This window comes from Pseudomonas sp. NFACC43 (genome assembly GCF_900119645.1).
In the GTDB taxonomy this organism is placed as follows: domain Bacteria; phylum Pseudomonadota; class Gammaproteobacteria; order Pseudomonadales; family Pseudomonadaceae; genus Aquipseudomonas.
In genome coordinates this window covers 43,426-63,763 of the sequence record NZ_FPKK01000019.1, presented here as the reverse complement: position 1 = coordinate 63,763, position 20,338 = coordinate 43,426, and the positions used below count along the sequence as shown (strand labels likewise).

At 58.6% G+C, this 20,338-nt stretch carries 18 protein-coding genes; 10 read left to right on the top strand and 8 right to left on the bottom strand.

Annotation, left to right across the window (positions count from 1 at the left end):
• Positions 1–101: 101 nt before the first annotated feature.
• Positions 102–1,280, top strand: a complete 1,179-nt coding sequence (locus BT179_RS24105) for a HEPN domain-containing protein (protein ID WP_072432044.1) — start codon at positions 102–104, stop codon at positions 1,278–1,280.
• Positions 1,281–1,494: 214 nt separating this feature from the next.
• On the opposite strand, the gene BT179_RS24100 is transcribed toward BT179_RS24105, so the two are convergent.
• Together BT179_RS24100 and BT179_RS26640 are read right to left on the bottom strand one after the other, a co-directional pair.
• Positions 1,495–2,388, bottom strand: a complete 894-nt coding sequence (locus BT179_RS24100) for a hypothetical protein (RefSeq protein WP_072432045.1) — start codon at positions 2,386–2,388, stop codon at positions 1,495–1,497.
• Positions 2,389–3,140: 752 nt separating this feature from the next.
• Positions 3,141–3,554, bottom strand: a complete 414-nt coding sequence (locus BT179_RS26640; protein WP_143148728.1) for a hypothetical protein — start codon at positions 3,552–3,554, stop codon at positions 3,141–3,143.
• A gap of 294 nt (positions 3,555–3,848) precedes the next feature.
• Here BT179_RS26640 and BT179_RS24095 point away from each other — a divergent pair, with 294 nt between their 5' ends.
• Positions 3,849–4,388 (top strand): AAA family ATPase, encoded by a 540-nt coding sequence (locus BT179_RS24095; RefSeq protein ID WP_072432046.1) that lies wholly within the window; start codon positions 3,849–3,851, stop codon positions 4,386–4,388.
• Between the two features lie 93 nt (positions 4,389–4,481).
• Here BT179_RS24095 and BT179_RS24090 read toward each other — a convergent pair whose 3' ends face one another.
• Positions 4,482–5,399 (bottom strand): LysR substrate-binding domain-containing protein, encoded by a 918-nt coding sequence (locus tag BT179_RS24090; protein ID WP_072432047.1) that lies wholly within the window; start codon positions 5,397–5,399, stop codon positions 4,482–4,484.
• Positions 5,400–5,585: 186 nt separating this feature from the next.
• Between BT179_RS24090 and BT179_RS24085 the strand changes: the two genes are divergently transcribed.
• The 7 genes from BT179_RS24085 to BT179_RS24055 all read left to right on the top strand — a co-directional run bounded on the left by BT179_RS24085 (position 5,586) and on the right by BT179_RS24055 (position 13,630).
• Positions 5,586–7,106 carry an ABC transporter substrate-binding protein gene (locus BT179_RS24085; RefSeq protein ID WP_072388632.1) on the top strand — a complete coding sequence of 507 codons (1,521 nt, stop codon included), beginning with the start codon at positions 5,586–5,588 and terminating at the stop codon, positions 7,104–7,106.
• A 103-nt stretch (positions 7,107–7,209) separates the two neighbouring features.
• Complete coding sequence (locus BT179_RS24080) at positions 7,210–8,127, top strand: ABC transporter permease (RefSeq protein WP_072388634.1); 918 nt, start codon at positions 7,210–7,212, stop codon at positions 8,125–8,127.
• Positions 8,128–8,136: 9 nt separating this feature from the next.
• Positions 8,137–9,039 (top strand): ABC transporter permease, encoded by a 903-nt coding sequence (locus BT179_RS24075; RefSeq protein WP_072432048.1) that lies wholly within the window; start codon positions 8,137–8,139, stop codon positions 9,037–9,039.
• 16 nt (positions 9,040–9,055) lie between these two features.
• Positions 9,056–10,072: an ABC transporter ATP-binding protein gene (locus BT179_RS24070; RefSeq protein ID WP_072388638.1), complete on the top strand. Its 1,017-nt coding sequence runs from the start codon at positions 9,056–9,058 to the stop codon at positions 10,070–10,072.
• Positions 10,069–11,058: an ABC transporter ATP-binding protein gene (locus BT179_RS24065; RefSeq protein ID WP_072432049.1), complete on the top strand. Its 990-nt coding sequence runs from the start codon at positions 10,069–10,071 to the stop codon at positions 11,056–11,058. The genes BT179_RS24070 and BT179_RS24065 overlap by 4 nt, the downstream gene beginning before the upstream one ends.
• Complete coding sequence (locus tag BT179_RS24060; protein ID WP_072432050.1) at positions 11,055–12,479, top strand: M20 family metallopeptidase; 1,425 nt, start codon at positions 11,055–11,057, stop codon at positions 12,477–12,479. The genes BT179_RS24065 and BT179_RS24060 overlap by 4 nt, the downstream gene beginning before the upstream one ends.
• Positions 12,476–13,630 carry a M20 family metallopeptidase gene (locus BT179_RS24055; protein WP_072388643.1) on the top strand — a complete coding sequence of 385 codons (1,155 nt, stop codon included), beginning with the start codon at positions 12,476–12,478 and terminating at the stop codon, positions 13,628–13,630. Before BT179_RS24060 ends, BT179_RS24055 begins: the two co-directional genes overlap by 4 nt.
• A gap of 119 nt (positions 13,631–13,749) precedes the next feature.
• Here the strand turns inward: BT179_RS24055 and mdeB are convergent, their stop codons facing one another.
• From mdeB to BT179_RS24035, 4 genes are all read right to left on the bottom strand, one after another.
• The gene (gene mdeB / locus BT179_RS24050; RefSeq protein ID WP_072432051.1) at positions 13,750–16,446 is read right to left on the bottom strand and encodes an alpha-ketoglutarate dehydrogenase; all 2,697 of its coding nucleotides are present in this window, start codon (positions 16,444–16,446) and stop codon (positions 13,750–13,752) included.
• Positions 16,443–16,865, bottom strand: a complete 423-nt coding sequence (locus tag BT179_RS24045) for a hypothetical protein (RefSeq protein ID WP_083532796.1) — start codon at positions 16,863–16,865, stop codon at positions 16,443–16,445. The genes mdeB and BT179_RS24045 overlap by 4 nt, the downstream gene beginning before the upstream one ends.
• Positions 16,866–16,911: 46 nt before the next feature.
• The gene (locus tag BT179_RS24040) at positions 16,912–17,370 is read right to left on the bottom strand and encodes a transketolase (RefSeq protein WP_072388649.1); all 459 of its coding nucleotides are present in this window, start codon (positions 17,368–17,370) and stop codon (positions 16,912–16,914) included.
• 135 nt (positions 17,371–17,505) lie between these two features.
• Positions 17,506–18,522, bottom strand: a complete 1,017-nt coding sequence (locus BT179_RS24035; RefSeq protein ID WP_072388651.1) for a 1-aminocyclopropane-1-carboxylate deaminase — start codon at positions 18,520–18,522, stop codon at positions 17,506–17,508.
• Positions 18,523–18,721: 199 nt separating this feature from the next.
• Between BT179_RS24035 and BT179_RS24030 the strand changes: the two genes are divergently transcribed.
• Complete coding sequence (locus BT179_RS24030; protein ID WP_072388653.1) at positions 18,722–19,231, top strand: Lrp/AsnC family transcriptional regulator; 510 nt, start codon at positions 18,722–18,724, stop codon at positions 19,229–19,231.
• A 168-nt stretch (positions 19,232–19,399) separates the two neighbouring features.
• Here the strand turns inward: BT179_RS24030 and BT179_RS24025 are convergent, their stop codons facing one another.
• A complete protein-coding gene (locus BT179_RS24025; protein ID WP_072388655.1) occupies positions 19,400–20,338 on the bottom strand; it encodes an AraC family transcriptional regulator in 939 nt (312 codons plus the stop codon).

Here is a 20,338-nt window from a genome sequence, read left to right as displayed (position 1 = left end):
ATGCCAACTTGTCGGAACGTCCAGTCGTTTACATGTGCTGGCGCTTACACATGTCTGCGTAATTACTTTACTCTGCGTCAAAAGCAGCGTGGATGAGACACATGGACGAACGTTTAGCTCAAAGTATTTATTGGTTGTTTTACTCGCGCCCCAAAGATGGCCATCCGGAGATCGCCTATGCCAACGCGGAAAGGTCTGGAGATCGGTTGAGGTCGGAGATACTAACCCTCATTAATGAGGAAGATGAATTCAAGAAGTTGATAGCAGGGTATCAAGTCATTGGAGCATCAAGAAATCTTGTAAGCCCTGAGATTATTGCTGCTTGGATGTCATCCTGCGTTAGGACAAACTACGGTCGAGATTTTACGGCTGACCTAGCAAACTATCTCGAAAATGATTCGTTCCAAGCCTATGGAATCGTTCTGCTTGCAGGTATAGAGGTCGACCAAACGATCAATCTTGGAAATTTTGGATCGTTGACAAACATTTACCAACTACCCAATAAAGTACTTCAGCTATCACTGAGTGAGTCGTTGGATGAGAACGCCTTGGCACCTCAGTATTCCGCCGCTTTAGTCGTTCCGTTTAACCATCCTTTGCTTATTGGACAAGCGAGACTTGGTGAGCAGCCTAAAATCGTCAGTGACCTGCTCCAGGTTCTCGAGGACGTTGTACACTGCCTGACGCTCTGTAGCGAAGGTTCAATTGCCGTTCAAAGAATTGCCACTGCTATCGTAGCGGCCGATGAAGTTCCTTGCTTCGGCCCGGCAGTATGGGAGTATCATTCGTTTCACGTCGTATCCGAACTGTCGATTCTCTCCGAAGAAGATGTCAAAAGCGCTATTATCTTACTAACTAATCTCTACCGGCTGAATGAACGGCAGCAAAACCAGATTAGGCTCCCTCTAGGCAAACTCCACGACTTTTATAGTTGCAATAATATCTCTGAGGCAGCTGTACTGCTACGCACCTCATTGGAATCGCTCTTTCTTGACAATGACAGTGGAGAACTTTCTCACAGGCTGTCCATCAGGGCTGCTTTGCTAACCGGTGGGGCAATTGAGGAAAGGTTAGCAACATATCGCATGATCAAGAAGGCTTACGAACACGGCTCCGCGGCTGTTCATCGAGGTAAAATTAGCAGTAAGAAGCCCAATGAAGTAGAACGTATTCTAGAAAAAACTGCGGCAATTGCCAAACATGCTATAAAAATGTACTTATCCAACCCGTTTGATGATTGGCTCACTTTAGAGCTAGGGGGCGAGCTTCAAGGCAGCTAGCGACTAAAGTATGACCACACTGGGTCGATTTGCGGATTGCTACAGATCGCAGTCGATCCATAGCTGACATTAGTGATATCGATAGAAAACAAGACGATATTCCAATACGAGGCGCTAGCTACGGATGACTGAAGTATTAATAATCCAGACGCTTGCCCCCCTATCTTGGGTTCGGAAAAAGTGGAATAGAAGTTTCATATGCTGGAGCATTGAATTAATTGGTTAGCATGTATGACTCCTCTTCAATTGGTTCATCTACAATTTCAACCGGCAGCTCTGAATATAAAGGATGTCTAGTTATAAGTGTATCGGGGTTGAGAATCCAAAGTGACGGCGTCTCGTAACCTAGAATTTTTCGACCACAAACGTAAATACCTTTTCCATTTTTTTGGTGGCTGATGTCCCAGTCAATAGCCAAATATTTGGAACTTAAATGCTCATAGATCTTAAGGACTTGAGGTGCACCGCCAATTGATTCATTTTTATAAAGAATCCTATTTCTTTCGATATTATATAGCATGTCGCGGACAACCTCGAAAGGTTCCCAGTTGAATTTAAAGCTGTCCACTTGGTGAGGTGCATGCCCACGGGAGTTCATTAGATTACAAAGGCTGTTGCGCGCGGTTTTAACGTGCTCTTTATCACCTGCAAAGACCCAAGGACTTCCCTTCCATTCCTTGGCAGGATTAGCTTCGAAGCTGTTTGTACTATTTTGGAAATGAATGCGCCAAATCATAAATTTTTTTCTAATCCACGAATAGCCACCAAACAAAAATTCGGCTGCGGGTATTCCTTCATTTCCAGTTGCATCGTGCACCGCGTAACGGAGACTCTCAAATATTTTCAGAACGTGACTCTTCAACTCCACAATATCTTGAGCTCGACTTACTGATCGCTCGTAATTGGAAATTGCTGATATAACCTGATGCATTAGTGGATAAGCCCAAGACGTATCACCAGCGAAACAAATAAACGCATCGGAGCGGGGCAGGACATGTACTTTTTGAGCGCAGTCCATTTTTTTACTGCCGTTCAGACGACTGTCCGAGACAACGATAAGCTCTTTACAGTTCTTGAGTGTTCTTACCCATGCAGCAGCGATAGTCATATATTTCCTCTGATTTTGTTGCCGCAAGTGATCAATTAAACTGCATGCAGCTTGGGACGAAAGCGAAGTATAGCGCAATTAAGAATTTATTGAATACATACTAACTTACATCCATTCGGAACGTTCGCCAGTAAAAGTTCGACCGTCTGTCGCAGCTTTTAAAGGCGTCCATTCTCCGTCATAGAGTCAGTGCAAGTCGATGAGAAAGACCGCTACTGGCTGTGAGGGGACGAAGTCGAACGTCGACGACTGTGCCATTTACGCTCTGTTACCTAAGTGCCGTTGCGCAGGCCTACCTCAGGCTACGGAGACACAAAACTAGTTTTTCACAAGAAATGCCATTCGAGTCATCAGTGGTTACCCAGATGTCACCTTGAGCAAAGGTATTCCATAAAGTATTCCATAAAGCATTCCAACAAAAATAATCCAACGGAATTTATCTCGGGAAATCAGCCAGATACCCGATCAATTCAAATTACCCCGGCTCCACCAAATGATCAATCAAAGACGTCCGCGGACGTCTTTTTTTGTGCCTGAAATCCAGTAAATACGGGGGGTTTCAGTGCCATCGAGCGCCACTCCGGCAGCAGCGTCACCTGCGTCCGAGTCTCGCCCTAAATGAATCGTTTCATGATCGCCCCCGATACGATCTAGACGAAAAAAGCTTAGATTATCCTCGGCGTATTCCGGCTTTTGGCCTTAAAGCAAGCTCGCTTTTCATCTGGATTGAAATCATTACCGGAGGGGATTGGTCAGATATTGGCAAGCTGGGGGACAATGGATTTACCCATGCAGTCGACTGCCGCAAAGTATTTACGACCGCTTGAATGGGACAACCTTGCGTGACATTCGCAACAATAATCGTCACTGTATTGGCCATCAGGTTTGAAAAATAGCGTGGCCTCGTTGAGGTCGGTTATTAAAAATCCTTCAGATTTCAAAATCTGTTCAAAACGAGCACGTAGTGAAGAGAGGGCGGTGGGAAGGTGGGGATGACTGTGAAGCTCCTTCGGGTATGGGGTCGCACTCAGTAGATCCACCGTCGCGATCGATTCTCCGGTCGCTTTGAGGGCTTGCAACAAATGTGGGTGTACGTACGACAGACTGCTCGCAGCGTGGTGCGCAATACTTTGACAGACACTACTGAGGCGGCGACGGGAAGGCATTCATTCCTCCTGATCTGGTTTGCGAGCTGCGTCGAGCCGCTGGATTCCTAGAGGCCATATGGTGTCTCAAAACCTGGTCGAATGCCCCCATGGCCGAATCGTTCTAAAAATTTGTTTTCACACAGCCTGTACCCAAAGCAGTCATCGAACTACTCCGCATCCCGCGTGCTTGTTTTTACACGACCTCGGCCAGAAGCTGCCTGTCATGCTGGCCGCTTGTTATTGACCGAGATAGACATTGACATAAAATCGCCCCCCCAAAAAAATCAGCTTGCATAGCGAGAAGGAGCTTCGATGCAACGGGTGATGATCGTTGGTCAACCTGGGTCAGGCAAAAGCACTTTGGCGCGTGAGCTTGGTCAGCGCACGGGTTTGCCGGTCGTTCATATCGACACTATTCACTGGCAGCCAGGGTGGATCGAACGAAGTCGGGACGAGAAGACACAGCTTTGTCTCGATGTAGAGGCCCGAGATTGTTGGATATTCGAAGGTGGCCATTCAGCCACTTGGGACAACCGGCTGGCCCGTGCAGATCTTTTGATATGGATTGATCGTTCGGTGACGCTTCGATTCTTGCGCGTACTGCGCAGAACCCTGCTCCAACGCGGTCAGTCTCGGCCTGACTTGCCGGAGAACTGCCCCGAATTGCTGATGAACCTGCCGGAGTTTTTCAGATTCATGTGGCGGACGAAAAAATCAGCGCGAGAAAAGATCCAGCAACTTGTTGCAACAGCGCCATCAGCTTGCCGCGTGGTTTGTCTGCGCTCTAATCGGGATACCGGCATTTTTCTCGCGAGCATTGGAAATTCGACTGTCCAGACTCTGCGAGATTGATCGACGGTTGCCTGATTCAATGCGGAACTGCCATTCACGAGCGGCCGCTCCTGGGCCATAGCTGCCGGTCGTGGCTGCCTTTATTCTGCCCCCTCAACCACGCTTCCCCTTCCCCAACTCCGCAATCAAAAAATCCCTGAACGCAGAAACCGCCGCCGGCAAATTACGTCCCGCCATGCTCTGCAGTTCGATGCGCCGTGCCTTCATCCCTTCATCAAGAATCGGCAAGCATTGAAGTGCCTTGTCGGCCACTTGCTTGTGCAAGGTCATTTCACTGGCGAGGCTGATGCCTCCCTCTTCGCGCACGAAGCTATAGAGCGAGGCGACGTAGTTAGTGGTCAATACCGGGTCGAACAACAAGCCCTGCACGCCGCAACAGATGTCGAACAGTTGCCGTATGGTGGTGTCGGCCTTGGGGAGTGCAATGGGCCAGGGTTGCAACTCGGCGAGGTTGACCGCTTCACGCCCGGCCAAGGGATGAGAATTGGAGACCACGGCGAAGATCGCGCCGCTCAGGACATGTTCGACCTTGATTTCCTTTTGTGGCGTCAGGCTGAAGGTCATCGCCAGGTCGGCTTCGCCGGAGCGTACCTTTTCGGTCGCCTGCGCAGGCGCACAGACCTCCAGGGTGAAATGGATGCCCTGATACTCACGCCTGAATGCACTGATGCTCCTGGGCATGTATTCCAGTGCGAATCCTTCCGAGCAGGCCACGTGCACGTGACCTCGTTGCAAGCCGTGCAGCTCGGTAATTTCCAGCACCACCTGCTCGGCCTCCAGTTGTGACTTGCGCGCATAAGCCGCCAGTCGCGCGCCCGCCTCGCTGAGTACCATGCCCCGGGCACGACGCTCGAACAGGCTGGCATCCAGGGCCAATTCAAGCTTGGAAATCTGCCGGCTCACCGCTGACGCCGCGACGTTCAGCCGTACCGAGGCTTCGCTGATCGATCCGCATCGCGCCACTTCCAGAAAATAGCGCAGTGCCGTGGACTGCACACCATACAACTGCATCGGCGCCTCCAGGGTTTGCCTTTTCGGCAAAGGAAGTATCGAAATATTATTCTTGTGGCATTGATAACCTTTCCCTACATTCGAGTCCAGATCAAAAAAAATACAGTCTGATCCTTTTACCCTCCTTTGCGCTTTTGCGATTCGCTGCCCTTTGATTCAACCACTCTCGCCAACGGAGACGACGGCATGGGCATCAAAGGTTTCGCCTGCACTATTGCGCTGATGGGCTTCATCAGCAGTTTTCCGGCTCATGCCGGTAAAGCCAACGACACCCTGGTTTACGCTTCCGACAGCGAGCCTGAAAACATCAGCCCCTATCACAACGATCTACGCGAAGGCGTGATTCTCGGTCGGCTGATCTGGGACAACCTGGTCTACCGCGATCCCAAAAGCGGCGAGTACCAACCCATGTTGGCCACGCGCTGGAAACAGGTCGACGACACCACCATCGACTTCGAACTGCGCAAGGGCGTCAAATTTCACAACGGTGACGACTTCACCGCCGACGATGTGGTGTTCACCCTCAACTACGTGGTGTCGCCCGAAGCGAAAGTCGTGACCGTGCAAAACGTCGACTGGATCAAGAGCGCCGAGAAAACCGGTGACTACAGCGTCCGCCTGTATTTGAAGAAGCCTTTTCCTCCGGCTCTGGAATACCTGTCCAACGCCGTTCCGATGTTTCCCAAGCAGTATTTCGAGAAGGTCGGCCTGGCCGAATTCAGTCGCAAGCCAATCGGTACCGGGCCGTATAAAGCCGTATCGGTGGTGGCTGGCGAAGGCGTGACCATGGAGATCAACAAGGACTACTTTCCGGACAGCCCACAAGGCAAACCGCATATCGGCCACCTCAAGTTCCGGGTGATCCCGGATGCCGAAACCCGCCTGGCCGAGTTGATGACCGACGGTGTCGACTGGACCTGGCGCGTGACCCCGGATCAGGCGGTCGACCTCAAGGGCATGCAGAACCTGACCGTGACCAGCGGCGAAACCATGCGCATCGGTTTCCTGATTCTCGATGCCCGGGGCACCTCCACCGAAAACTCCCCCATGAAGAACCTCAAGGTGCGCCAGGCCATCAACCATGCGATCAACCGCAGTGCGCTGGCCACGCAATTGGTGGGGGGCGAAGCCAAGCCCTTGCAGGTGGCCTGTTACCCAGGCCAGTTCGGTTGCGATACCTCCGCGGCCACGGTCTACGACTACGACCCGGCCAAGGCCAGGGCGCTGCTTGCCGAAGCCGGTTATCCCAATGGCTTCGAGACCGAAATCTTCGCCTATCGCGACCGTGATTACGTCGAAGCCATCATCGGCAACCTGCGCGCCGTGGGTATCAACGCCAAGCTGCGCTTCTTGAAGTACGCCGCCCTGCGCGATCAGCAACGTGGCGGCAAGGTGCCCATGTCGTTTCAGGCCTGGGGCTCGTTCTCGATCCTCGACACCTCGGCGTCGGCCGGCACCTGGTTCAAGGGCAATCCGGACGACAACATCAAGGATCCACAAGTCCAGGGCTGGCTGCAGACCGCCGACAACGCCCTCGACCCGCAACTGCGCAAGGACAACTACCGCAAGGCGTTGCAGCGCATCAGCGAACAGGCGTACTGGGCGCCGCTGTTCAACTACTCGATGAACTACGCCTACACCTCCGAACTGGCGTTCACGTCATACCCGGATGAGTTGCCGCGTTTCGTTCAGTCCAGCTGGAAGTAATCCGCAACCGGGCGGATTGATCGAGAGGTGCCGTGGCTGCGACTGACTCGCACCACGGACATCTCCTCACACATGCCATCCATTGGATACGAGGAAACTTGCCATGCTTGGATTCCTTCTGCGTCGGCTGGGCATCGCGATTTGCGTGGCCATTACCGTGTCGGTGATCAGTTTTTCCCTGTTGCACCTGTCCGGCGACCTGGCCACGGCCATTGGTGGACCGGAAGCCACCAGCGAACAGATCGAACAGATCCGCGTGCAATACGGCTTGAACAAACCGCTGCCGACCCAGTACTTCAACTGGCTGGGCGATTTGCTGCGGCTGGACCTCGGCAACTCGTTTTTCTTTCAGGAATCGGTCTACAACCTCGTCGTCAGCCGTTTGCCGATTACCCTCGGGTTGGGTGCCATGGCCCTGGGCATCGCCTTGCTGGTGGCGATTCCACTGGGGGTGCTGGCCGCGGTCAAACGCGACACCTGGATTGACCGACTGGCCTTGAGCATCGCGGTGCTGGGCCAGGCGATGCCCAGTTTCTGGTTTGCGCTGATGCTGATCGTGGTGTTCGCGGTGACGCTCAAGTGGTTGCCGGTATCCGGCAACTCGACCCTGCTGCATTTCGTCATGCCGGCCATTGCCCTGGGCTACTACGCGACGCCGGCCATCATGCGCCTGACCCGCGCCGGCATGCTCGATGTGCTCGGTTCCGATTACATCCGCACCGCCCGCGCCAAGGGCCTGCGCCCTGCCCGCGTGCTGTTCAAGCACGCATTGCGCAACGCCTTGATTCCGGTCGTCGCGCTGGCGGCGGTGGAGTTCGGCTTCATGCTCGGCGGTTCGGTGGTGATCGAAACCGTGTTCTCCCTGCAAGGCATCGGGCAACTCGCCTGGGACGCCATCGCCCGTGACGATTTTCCGGTGGTACAGGCCGTAGTCCTGCTGATTGCGGTGATCTACATCATCCTCACCTTGCTGGCCGATGTGCTCAACGCACTGCTCGACCCGCGCATCCGCGTGCGCTAGGAGGCTTACATGAGCACCCCCACGACCCTCGCGATCAATGACTACCTGCCACCCCCCAGCAGCCTGAGCCGAGTCCTTGGCAAGAGTTTTCGCCATCGTGGTTTCGCCATCGGCGCGGTATTGTTGCTGATCATCTTCGCCGGTGCACTGTTCGCCCCGTGGCTGGCCCCCCACGACCCTTATGCGCAAGACGTGATGCTGCGCATGAAACCGCCGGTATGGATGGCCAACGGCACCTGGGAGTACGTCCTCGGCACCGACAAGCTGGGCCGTGACTACCTGTCGCGATTGCTCTATGGCGCGCGGATTTCGCTGTTCATCGGCATCGCGGCGGCGTTGATTTCCGGCTTTATCGGCACCGTGATGGGGCTGTTGGCCGGTTACTACGGCGGCAAGGTCGATGCGTTCATCAGCTACCTGATCACCACGCGGCTGGCGATGCCGGTGGTGATGGTCGCGCTGGCCTCGGCCTCGCTGATGGGCGGCTCGCTGAAAGTGGTCATCGTACTGCTGGGCTGCCTGTTATGGGATCGCTTCGCGGTGGTGGTCAGGGCTTCGGTGCAACAGATTCGCGATGCTGAATATGTGGCCTCTGCCCAGGCCCTTGGCTGCTCGACCCTGCGCATCCTGGTCAGCGAGATCCTGCCCAATCTGGTCGGTGCGCTGATCGTCGTCGCGACCCTGGAGATGGCCCACGCGATCCTGCTGGAGTCGGCCCTGTCGTTCCTCGGGGTTGGCGTGCAGCCGCCGACGCCGTCCTGGGGCCTGATGATCGCCGAAGGCAAACCCTACATGTTCTTTTCTCCGTGGGTCATCGCCATTCCCGGCGTCGCCCTGATGATTCTGGTGCTGGGCATCAACCTGGTCGGCGACGGCCTGCGCGATCTGATCCTGCCCGACGGCCGCAACTGATTAGAGGAGTCAGGACATGGCACTACTCCATGTTGAAAACCTGCGCGTGGACATCCCCATGGGCAACAGCCCGACACCGGATGACATGCTGCATGCCGTGCGCGGTCTGGATTTCGAAGTCGAGCGCGGTGAAATGCTGTGTATCGTCGGCGAATCCGGCTGCGGTAAATCCCTGACCTCGCTGGCGCTGATGGACCTGCTGCCACGCAAGGCCAGACGCACCGCGTCCCGGCTGACGCTGGACGGCATCGACATGCTGGGCCAGAGCGAGCGGCGCATGTGCGATCTGCGCGGCAATCGTCTGGCGATGATTTTCCAGGAACCGATGACCTCGCTGAACCCGGCCTACAGCATTGGCGATCAGCTCAGCGAAGTACTGACCCAGCATCGCAAGGTGTCACGCAAGGACGCCCTGGCTCGCGCCGCGCAGATGCTGGAGAAAGTCGGTATCAGCAATGCCACCGAACGCTTGCGCCAGTACCCGCATCAACTGTCTGGCGGTTTGCGCCAGCGGGTGATCATCGCCATGGCATTGATGTGCGAGCCGGACCTGATCATCGCCGATGAACCCACCACGGCACTGGACGTGACCATCCAGGCGCAGATCCTGCGCTTGATCCGCGATATCCAGAAGGAGTTCGGCCTGGCGGTGATTTTCATCACCCATGACCTGGGGCTGGTGGCCCGGATCGCCGATCGGGTCGCAGTGATGTATGCCGGGGAAATCGTCGAAACCGCCCCCGCCCGGCAACTGTTCGAAAACCCACAGCATCCGTACACCCGTGGTCTGCTGACCAGTATTCCAATCCCCGGTCGGACCCGACCGGGCGAGGCCCTGGGTTCGATTCCAGGCCTGGTGCCAAGCCTGGTGGGCGAACAGCAAGGGTGCGCGTTCCGCAATCGTTGCGCCCAGGCGATAGCGGCCTGCGCGCAAGACATTCCCGAAGTCGAGCAGGACGGCCACATGGCGCGCTGCCTGTTCGCCGCACCGGCCCCGGCGCCGATTCGCCTTCAAGAGAGGGCTCGGTCATGAAAAAAGACATCGCATTGGAGCTGTGCGACATCCGTCGCGAGTTCCGGATCAACAAGGGCTTGTTCAAACCCGCCGCCACCCTGAAGGCCGTCGATGGCGTTTCCCTGCGGCTGATGCGAGGCGAGACCCTCGGCCTGGTAGGCGAGTCCGGTTGCGGAAAAAGTACCCTGGCCAAGATGCTGCTGGGTCTGTTGCCACCCACCAGCGGCGATGTGCTGGTGGGTGGCAAGCACCTGGCGGCGACGGATCGCAAGGAAATGTCCCGGCACATCCAGCCGATATTCCAGGACCCGTACTCCTCGCTGAACCCTCGCAAGACGCTGCGCGAAATCGTGACCCTGCCGCTGATCGTGCACGACATTGGCAGCCCCGCCGAGCGACGCAAGAAAACCGAAGCGATGCTCGATGTGGTCGGCCTGCCCAAGCGGGTCATCGACGGCTATCCGAGCCAACTGTCCGGCGGCCAACGGCAACGGGTGGCCATTGCCCGGGCATTGATCATGCGCCCTGACGTGTTGATCTGCGACGAACCCACCTCGGCACTGGACGTTTCGGTGCAGGCGCAGATTCTCAACCTGCTGCAAGACCTCAAGCGCGAATTCGGCCTGACCTATCTTTTGATCAGCCATAACCTGGCGGTCATCGAACACCTCGCCGACCGGGTAGCGGTGATGTACCTGGGGCGTATCGTCGAGGAACGCACCCGCGAAGCGTTATTCGCCAAACCCGGCCACCCGTATACCCGCGCCTTGCTGGATTCGGTGCTCACGCCCGATCCGCGCCTGGGCATTCCCGAGATCGGCCTGGGCGGTTCCTTTCCCAATCCGATGTCACCGCCCTCCGGCTGCGCCTTCCATCCGCGCTGTCCGAGCTGCTTCGCCCCCTGCAAGACGGCCTACCCGGCCAATGATCCGATTATCGGCGGCAACGTGCGTTGCCACCTTCACGACAGTCCCGCCCAAACCCTGGAGCTTGTCCACTCATGAGTCGTTCACTGGCCATCAGCAACACCACAGCGCAATTCGATAACGGCGCATTTTTCAGCCTGCTCGAACGCAGCGTCGCCTTGCACACTGAAAGCCAGGCAGCGGACAGCCAACCCGAGTTGTATCGCTATCTCCATGAGTTCATCACCCCGCATGTCGAGGCGATGGGCTTCAGCGTCGCTGTCTATGACAACCCGGTGGCAGGGCGCGGCCCGTTCATGATCGCCACGCGCATCGAGCAGCCGCAACTGCCGACCGTGCTCAGCTACGGCCACGGTGATGTGGTACGCGGCTATGAAGCGCAATGGCGTGAAGGCCTGTCGCCGTGGCAAGTCATTGCCGAAGGCGATCGCTGGTACGGCCGCGGCACGGCGGATAACAAAGGCCAGCACCTGATCAACCTGACCGCGCTGGAGCAAACCCTCAAGGCTCGCGACGGCAAGCTGGGGTTCAACGTCAAGCTGTTGCTGGAAATGGGCGAAGAAGAAGGCTCGCCGGGCTTGAATGCATTCTGTGCCGCGCACAGTGAAGAGCTCGCCGCGGATATTTTCATCGCCTCGGACGGCCCGCGCCTGGCGGCGTCACGACCGACGATTTTTCTCGGCTCACGGGGGGTGTTCAACTTCGAGCTAGTGGTCAATCTGCGCGAAGGCGCTCATCACTCTGGCAACTGGGGCGGGTTGCTGGCCAACCCCGGGATCATCCTGGCCAATGCCATCGCGAGCATGGTGGATGAACACGGCCGGGTGAAAGTGGCGGGCCTGATGCCTGAATCACTGCCCGAGCCGGTTCGTCAGGCACTGGCCGATATTGACGTCGGTGGCGGACCGGGCGATCCGGACATCGACGCCAACTGGGGTAACCCCGAGCTCTCCCTGAGCGAAAAGGTGTTCGGCTGGAACACCCTCGACGTTATCGCCTTCAAGACCGGCAACCCGGACGCCCCCGTACACGCGATCCCCGGCAAGGCCAACGCCCACTGCCACATCCGCTTTGTGGTGGACAGCGACTACACGACCTTCATCCCGGCGGTGCGTGCCCACCTGGATGCCCATGGTTTCAGCAATGTCGAGGTCAAGCAAAGCCACGTCGAGGTGATGCACGCCACTCGGCTGGACCCGCAAAGCCCATGGGTCGATTGGGCGCTGAGCTCCTTGGCCCAGACCACCGGCAAAAAACCCGCGCTGCTGCCCAACCTCGGCGGTTCGCTGCCCAACGATGTGTTCGCCGACGTGCTCGGCCTGCCCACCTTGTGGGTGCCGCATTCGTACCCGGCCTGCTCGCAGCATGCGCCGAACGAGCACTTGCTGGCACCGGTGGTCAAGGAAAGCCTGCAGATCATGGCGGGGTTGTTCTGGGACCTGGGCAACGATGCGGCACGCCTGACCCAGGCGCATCAGTTGCGGGAGCAAATGCAATGAGCGCCACGCCACAACAGGCGCTGGACTGGCTTGCCGACCAGCGCCAAGCCATGGAAACGCTGCTGCAGCGTATCGTCGACACCGACTCCAACAGCTATGACAAGGCGGGGGTCGACGCCGTGGGCGCGCTGCTCGCGGCAGAGCTGGAGGCCGACGGCATCCTGCTCAAGCGCATGCCGGTGGAAGGCTTTGGCGACGTAATGCTCGCCGAAGTGCCAGGCGAACCTGGAAAGCCGGTGTTGCTGCTGGGCCATCGCGACACGGTGTTCCCCAAAGGCACCACCACGGCGCGCGGCTACAGCTGCGATGGCAATCTCGCCTTTGGCCCCGGCGTCGCCGACATGAAAGGCGGCCTGGTGCTCAATTGCTTCGCCCTCAAGGCACTCAAGCGTGCCGGCCCCTTGCCCTATCCGGTGCAGGTCCTGTACACCGGTGACGAAGAAATCGGCTCCGGCAGCGCCAGGCCCCATATCGAACACGCAGCCCGTGCCGCCCGCGCCGTGCTCAATACCGAACCCGGTCGGGCCAGCGGCAACGTGGTCAGCGCACGCAAAGGCGGTGCCACGCTGATCATCGAAGTCAGCGGTCGCGCGGCGCATGCCGGGGTCAACCATGCCGACGGCGCCAGCGCCATCGAGGCCCTGGCACGCAAGATCGTCAAGCTCCATGCCCTGACCGATTACTCGGCGGGCATCACCACGAACGTTGGCTTGATATCCGGGGGAACGTCCAGCAACACCGTTGCTCCGAGCGCCTCGGCGCGGCTGGATGTGCGCTTCATCGAACTCAAGCACTGGGACCGGATCCTTACCGCGATCCTGGCCATCGTCGCCGAAGAAGAACTGATCGGTACCCACGCCATCCTCAAGGAGGCGACAACCTTTCTGCCGATGGAGGCCCGTCACAGCGAACGGCTGTTGCAAATCTACCAACAAAAAGCCCTGGCGCTGGGTTTCAGCGTCGAAGGCGAATTCACCGGCGGTTGCGCCGACTCCGGATTCACCGCCAGCCTGGGCATCCCAACCCTGTGCGGCCTCGGCCCGGTGGGAGGCAAGGTCCACACCGATCGTGAATACCTGGAGCTGGATACGCTGGTACCTCGCGCCCAGGCCTTGGTGGCGACCATCCTGGCTGTTGGCCAGAGCAGTTGAAATAACGGGGCGTCGAGATCAAGGTCCAAAGCAACAAGAGCAGGACACACGTCCAACCTCCATATAGCTGAACCACCGACTTCGCGAGCAACCTCGCTCCCACAAGGGGCAAGCCAGCCTCAAGCGTCCCAAGGGGCCATGGCGTCAACGTCAATGGCGTAGCGCTCAATGGCCTCGGCACAGACGCCGGCCTGCAGCCTCCCCTCTTGCACCAGCGAGGTCAGCGCACTCAGGACGATCTGGTGCCGGTCCACTTCGAAGAACCTGCGCAGTTGGCTGCGGGTATCGCTGCGGCCGAACCCGTCGGTACCGAGCACCGTGTAATAGCCATCGAGATAACTGGCGATCAACTGGGGCAAGGCCCGTACGTAATCGGTACAGGCAATGATGGGCGCCGAGTCGTTAAGGCATTCCTGGACATGACTGCGCCTGGCAGGCTGTCCGGGATGCAATCGATTCCAGCGCTCCACTTCCCGTGCATCACGTGCCAATTCGGTAAAGCTGGTCACGCTCCAGACCTGACTGTCGATCCCCCAATCGCTGGCCAGCAACTCGGCGGCGGCGATCACTTCGCCCAGGATGGCGCCGGACCCCAGCAACTGGACACGTCCACGCGCCCCCTCGACTTCATGTCGGGCAAACCGATACATGCCCTGGATAATGGCCTGTTCGACACCTTCGGGAAGGCTGGGCTGCGGGTAGTTCTCGTTCATCAGGGTAACGTAGTAGAACTCGTCCACCTGGCGCTCCAGCATCTGGCGCATGCCGTGATCCAGGATCACCGCGAACTCGCCGGCGAATGCCGGATCGTAAGCCCGACAATTGGGAACCATCGCCGCCATCAGGTGACTGTTGCCGTCCTGGTGCTGCAGGCCTTCGCCACCCAATGTCGTGCGGCCCGCGGTGGCACCGAGCAGGAACCCGCGGGCCCGTTGATCCGCCGCCGCCCAGATCAGGTCGCCGATGCGCTGGAAGCCGAACATCGAGTAGTAGATGTAGAACGGCAGCATTGGCAGGCCATGCACCGAGTAGCTGGTCGCGGCGGCGACCCAGGAGCTGATGGCGCCAGCCTCGCTGATGCCCTCTTCGAGAATCTGCCCGTCCAGGGCTTCTCGATAACTGAGGATCGAACCGATGTCCTCCGGCTCGTAACGTTGCCCCACGCTGGAGTAGATGCCGATCTGCTTGAATAGGCTGGCCATGCCGAAGGTACGCGCTTCATCCGCCACGATCGGTACGATGCGCGGCCCCAGTTGCTTGTCCCGGAGCAAGCCGCTGAGCATCCGCACGAAGGCCATGGTGGTGGACATTTCCTTGCCCTGGGCGGCGATGGCGAACCCGGCGTAATGCTCTACAGCGGGCACGGCCAATGACTCGCAGGCCGAAGGTCGTGCCGGCATGTAGCCGCCCAACGCCCGGCGACGTGCATGCAGGTAGCGCATTTCCGCGCTGTCGTCGCTCGGTTTGAAGAAGCTCAGGGAGGTGGCCTGCTCATCGGTCAATGGCAGGTTGAAACGGTTGCGGAACGCGATCAACGCCTCACTGTCGAGTTTCTTCTGCTGGTGTACGGTCATCTTGCCCTGTCCGGCGTCGCCCATGCCGAAGCCCTTCTTGGTCTGGGCCAGGATGACCGTCGGTTTCTTGCCCTCGAGCATCGCGCTTTGATACGCGGCAAAGATCTTTACCAGGTCATGACCACCGCGCTTGAGGCGGTCGATCTGCTCGTCGGTCAGGCCTTGGGCCAAGTCCGCCAGGGCTTCGCCCTGACCGAAGAAATGCTCACGGTTGAAGCGCCCATCCTTGGCCGCGAACGTCTGGAACTGGCCATCGACCGTGGCCGACAAGGCCCGGACCAACGCGCCGTCCTTGTCCCGGGCAAACAACCTGTCCCAGTCGGAGCCCCAGACCAGTTTGATCACGTTCCAGCCCGCACCGCCGAACAATGCCTCGAGCTCATCGATGATGCGACCGTTGCCACGCACCGGACCGTCCAACCGCTGCAGGTTGCAATTGACCACCCAGACCAGGTTATCCAGCCCCTCGCGCGCCGCCAGGGTCAACGCCGACATGCTTTCCGGCTCATCCATCTCACCGTCACCAAACACGCCCCAGACGGTTCGCCCCGAGGTCTTCTGCAGGCCGCGGTGCTCCAGGTAACGCATGAAGCGCGCCTGGTAGATCGAGCTGATCGGACCGATCCCCATGGAGCCCGTCGGGAACTGCCAGAAGTCCGGCATCAACCAGGGGTGCGGATAACTCGACAGCCCCCGGGCGCCGTTGGCACGCGCACCGATCTCCTGTCGATAGTGCTGCAGATCCTTTTCTTCCAGGCGTCCCTCGAGGTATGCCCGGGCATAGACGCCTGGCGCCGAGTGCGGTTGGTAGAACACCAGGTCGCCGCCGTCGGTCGGGGTGCGCGCCTTGAAGAAATGGTTGAAGCCCACTTCGAACAGATCCGCCGCACTGGCATAACTGGCGATGTGTCCACCCAATTCGCCATAGGCGTGATTGGCCCGGGCAACCATCGCCAGGGCATTCCAGCGCATGATGGATGCCAGGCGCTCCTCGATCGCCAGATCTCCGGGAAACACCGGTTGCCGCTCGACGCCGATGGTATTGATGTAGGGAGTGCCATGGCTGGGCCGCCAGCCGATGTCCGCAGTGCTTGCCACGGCCAGCAGCATGTCGAGGATCTGTTTGGCCCGGTCCGTGCCGCCGTGGGCGGCGACCGACAGCAAGGCCTCGCGCCACTCGGCCATTTCTTCATCCTCGACAGCCCGGGCCGGCCATTGGGCATGGGGATTGGACAGGTTCATGGGCAACTCCTGCTGATGTCGGGTATCGCTTCGAGGTGGCGCGAATGACTGCCTCGGGCGAGGTTTTTGACTTGCTCTACCGCCGCCATGATGGAGCGCTCGCTCGTCTCGTCTGGGGCGACCGGGTAGAGGCATGGCTGAGCGATGGAAAGGTCGTGCAAGACGTGCTCATCGAGTTCACCGAGCACCACGAAACGGTAGTCACGCTTGGCCACGTGCCCTTCGACGAGCTTGCCAGGCGCGGTGTTCACCGTATCGACATGGATCAGCGCAACATTGTCGAAACAGCTGAACCCCTGATGGATCAAGTCAATGTGATCGCTATCGAGTCCGCTCACGATGACCACGATACGCGTACGACTGGAAGGCTCGCGCATCCATCTCATTGCGTGGATGCGCGCATGGGCGGTTCGGCTCATAAGCGTTGCCTTACTGGTTTGCACAGGCGAATTGACGAGGGCTGGGTTAAATGACGCCGCGCGCCTGCAGCACGCTTTTGGCCAGACGCCGGGTCGCCGATAACACCTCTTCCACCTGTCGATCCATCGCCGCAGTGGATGAAGCGATTGTTCCAAGTTCGACGACGCGCAGCGGATGGCCGCAGACCGATCCCAGCCAGGTCAGGCCTGGCACCGTGCCGACTTCCAGCAGAAAGCTGTCGTGGGGAACGCCGCGCAACAGTTGGCTGGCATAACACGCGTCGCCTCCGGCAGACGGCTGCGCACTGGACCCGACCCGCAACCAGTCGACCCTCAGCGCCTCCGACTGCTGGACGGCCAGGTAGGCCACCTGGTCCCAGTCATCTATCGTCACGTGCAGCTTGTCGATCATGTACTTGGGCAACGCGGCGCTGGTCACGATGACCACTCCGGCATCCGCCGAAGGTTCCTTGATCCAGACTGCGGATTGCGATATCGCATGCATGGCGGTACTCCCGGCGGTTGGGTTGCAGCGGCTCGCTCCGAGCGACGATCCAGCGATGAGGCCGTGACATTCAACATGCATGCCGACTGCCCCACCGCCTCGTGAGCAAGCGCTCGCCTACAGGTCTGGTGTGAATCAGCCGTTGCGGAACAGGAAGCTGTAGGCGTTCAGGGCAGGCGCTCCGCCCAGGTGCGCGTAGAGCACTTTCGAGCCTTCGGGGAACTCGCCACGGCGGACCATTTCAATCATCCCGTGCATGGATTTACCTTCGTACACCGGATCGGTCAGCACACCTTCCAGGCTGCCGCACAGGCGAATGGCTTCCAGCGTGCCGTCGTTGGGCAAGCCGTATTCCGGATAGGCGAACCGAGTGTCGAGCACCACGTCCTCTTCGGTGATTTCGCGGCCCAGCTCCACCAGTTCCGCGGTATGCCGGGCGATACGCAGGATCTGTGCCTTGGTTTTCTCTGGCTTGGCCGAGGCATCGATGCCGATCACTTGCTTCGAACGGCCGTGCGCGGCGAAACCGACCACCATGCCGGCCTGGGTACTGCCGGTCACGGAACAGACCACGATGTAGTCGAACGTGAAGCCCAGCTGTTTTTCCTGCTCTCGCACTTCTTCGGCAAAGCCGACGAACCCGAGGCCGCCATAGGGATGCTCGGAACAACCCGCCGGGATCGGGAACGGCTTGCCGCCGCGCGACACCACGTCGTCCATGGCCTTCTCCCAGCTTGGCCGGATACCGATGTCGAACCCCGCGGCGTCCAGTCGTACCTCCGCCCCCATGATGCGAGACATCTCGATGTTGCCCACCCGGTCATACACGGCATCGGAGTAGTTGACCCAGTTTTCCTGCACCAGCACGCACTTCATGCCCAGGTGCGCGGCCACCGCCGCCACCTGGCGGGTCTGGTTCGACTGGATGCCACCGATGGAGACCAGGGTATCGCAGCCTTGCTCGATCGCTTCGGGAATCAGGTATTCGAGCTTGCGGGTCTTGTTCCCGCCGAAGGCCAGGCCACTGTTGCAATCTTCACGCTTGGCATACAGCTGGACCTTGCCCCCCAGATGTTCACTCAGGCGCTTCAAGGGCGTGATGGGAGATGGACCGAAGGTCAACGGATAACGTTTAAAACGATTCAGGTTCATGACTCTGCTCCTCGATGATTGAATATCCAAGCGCCAGGCCGAGAAGCAAAGGGCTGCATTCCAGGCTCTTTCACGGGGGCTTCGATGAGTTCAATACTAAGAAGAAATCAAAAAATATGTATTGCAAATTATTAGCAATTAAAGAAACATAATTTTTAGATAAAACCATCAAACACACTTTTACTGCGTATAAATCCATATGAGCGCAACAAATACTCGCAAGAAGCCGAGCGAAACAGCGTCAACGCCACAGCCGCTGGATCGAACCGACCGCGCCATTCTCAAGGCCCTGCAGCGAGATGCCTCCATCTCCAACGTGGCGCTGGCCGAGAAGGTCAAACTGAGCGCGCCGGCCTGCCTGCGACGTGTCGAACGGCTCAAGCAGGCCGGCCTGATCAAGCACATCGTCGCACTGCTGGACAATGAAGCGCTGGAGGCGGGGATGGTGGTCTTGATCGGGGTGGTGCTGGATCGCTCCACGCCGGAGTCCTTCGCCGCATTCGAGGCGGCCGCGCAGAAAGTGTCCGGCTGCATGGAATGCCATGTGGTGACGGGAGAGTTCGACTACTTCATGTTGATACGAACCAAGGACAGCAACAGCTTCAACCGGCTCCACGCGGAGCAACTGCTCTACCTGCCCGGAGTTCGCCAGATTCGCTCGTTCATGGGATTGCGCCAGGTCTTGTCGACCACTCACATTCCCCTTTGAGGCTCGTTGGCCCCGATCGCCAGATTGGCCAGATTTCCCTTGGGGGTGGCTTCGCGCATGCCCTGGCTTCATTCCACATTTTCAGGGCATGCCTGGACTATCGCCCAAAAAGTGGCGCAACGTCCTTATGCAATGACAGGGGCAGGATTTCCCCACGTCGTCACGTGGCTAATGCGATGACACATAGACAGACGGCGTGGCAGGCGCGGGTAACGCATAAGTCGCCTTCATCCACTCGATCTCGGCCTGGGGGGTGCGGCCGAAGAAGCGTTTGAACTCGCGGCTGAACTGCGAGGCGCTTTCGTAGCCGACGCTGAATGCCGCGGCAGAGATGTTCATGGTGTTGCGCAGCATCAGCAGGCGAGCCTGGTGCAGGCGCGTCGATTTCACGTATTGCATGGGCGAGGTGTCGGTCACGCTGCGAAAGTGCAGGTGGAAGTTGGGTATGCTCATGCCCGCTTCCTGGGCGAGGGATTCGACGTCCAGTCGCTTTTGGTAACCGCTGTGGATCTTGCGGATCGCACGGGTGATCTGGCCGAAATGTCCCTGGCGGCGCAGGGCGGCGCGCATTGAGCCGCCCTGCTCGCCGGTGAGGATGCGGTAGTAGATTTCGCGCCTCAGGGCAGGGCCGAGTATCTGCGCTTCGCCGGGGTCGCTCATGGCTTGGAGAAAGCGCAGGGTCGAGGCGCGCAGTGAGTCGTCCATGGGCGAGGCGTACATGCCTTTGGGCGGGGCATCGCTGGGGCCGAGGACCTCGTCCACCTGCAGCAGCAACTCGCTGGCCACCTGAAAATCCAGGCGCATGTAGATGGCCAGCATGGGCTCTGTCTCGCTGGCGTCGGTCTCCATGGTGAAAGGCACCGGCACGGACACCACCAGATAATGCTGGGCATCGTAGACATAGACGTCTTCGCCCAGGTAGCCGCGCTTGCGGCCCTGGCACAGGATCACGATGCCGGGGTCGTACAGCACCGGCGTGCGGGTCAGGGGGCGGTTCGAACGCAGGAAGCGGATGTCCTCCAGCGCGCTGAGGTTGTAGCCCTCCACCGGGGCAAGTTGTTCCAGCAACTGCACCATGCATGCGGTGCGGGGGTCGGCCTGAGTCAT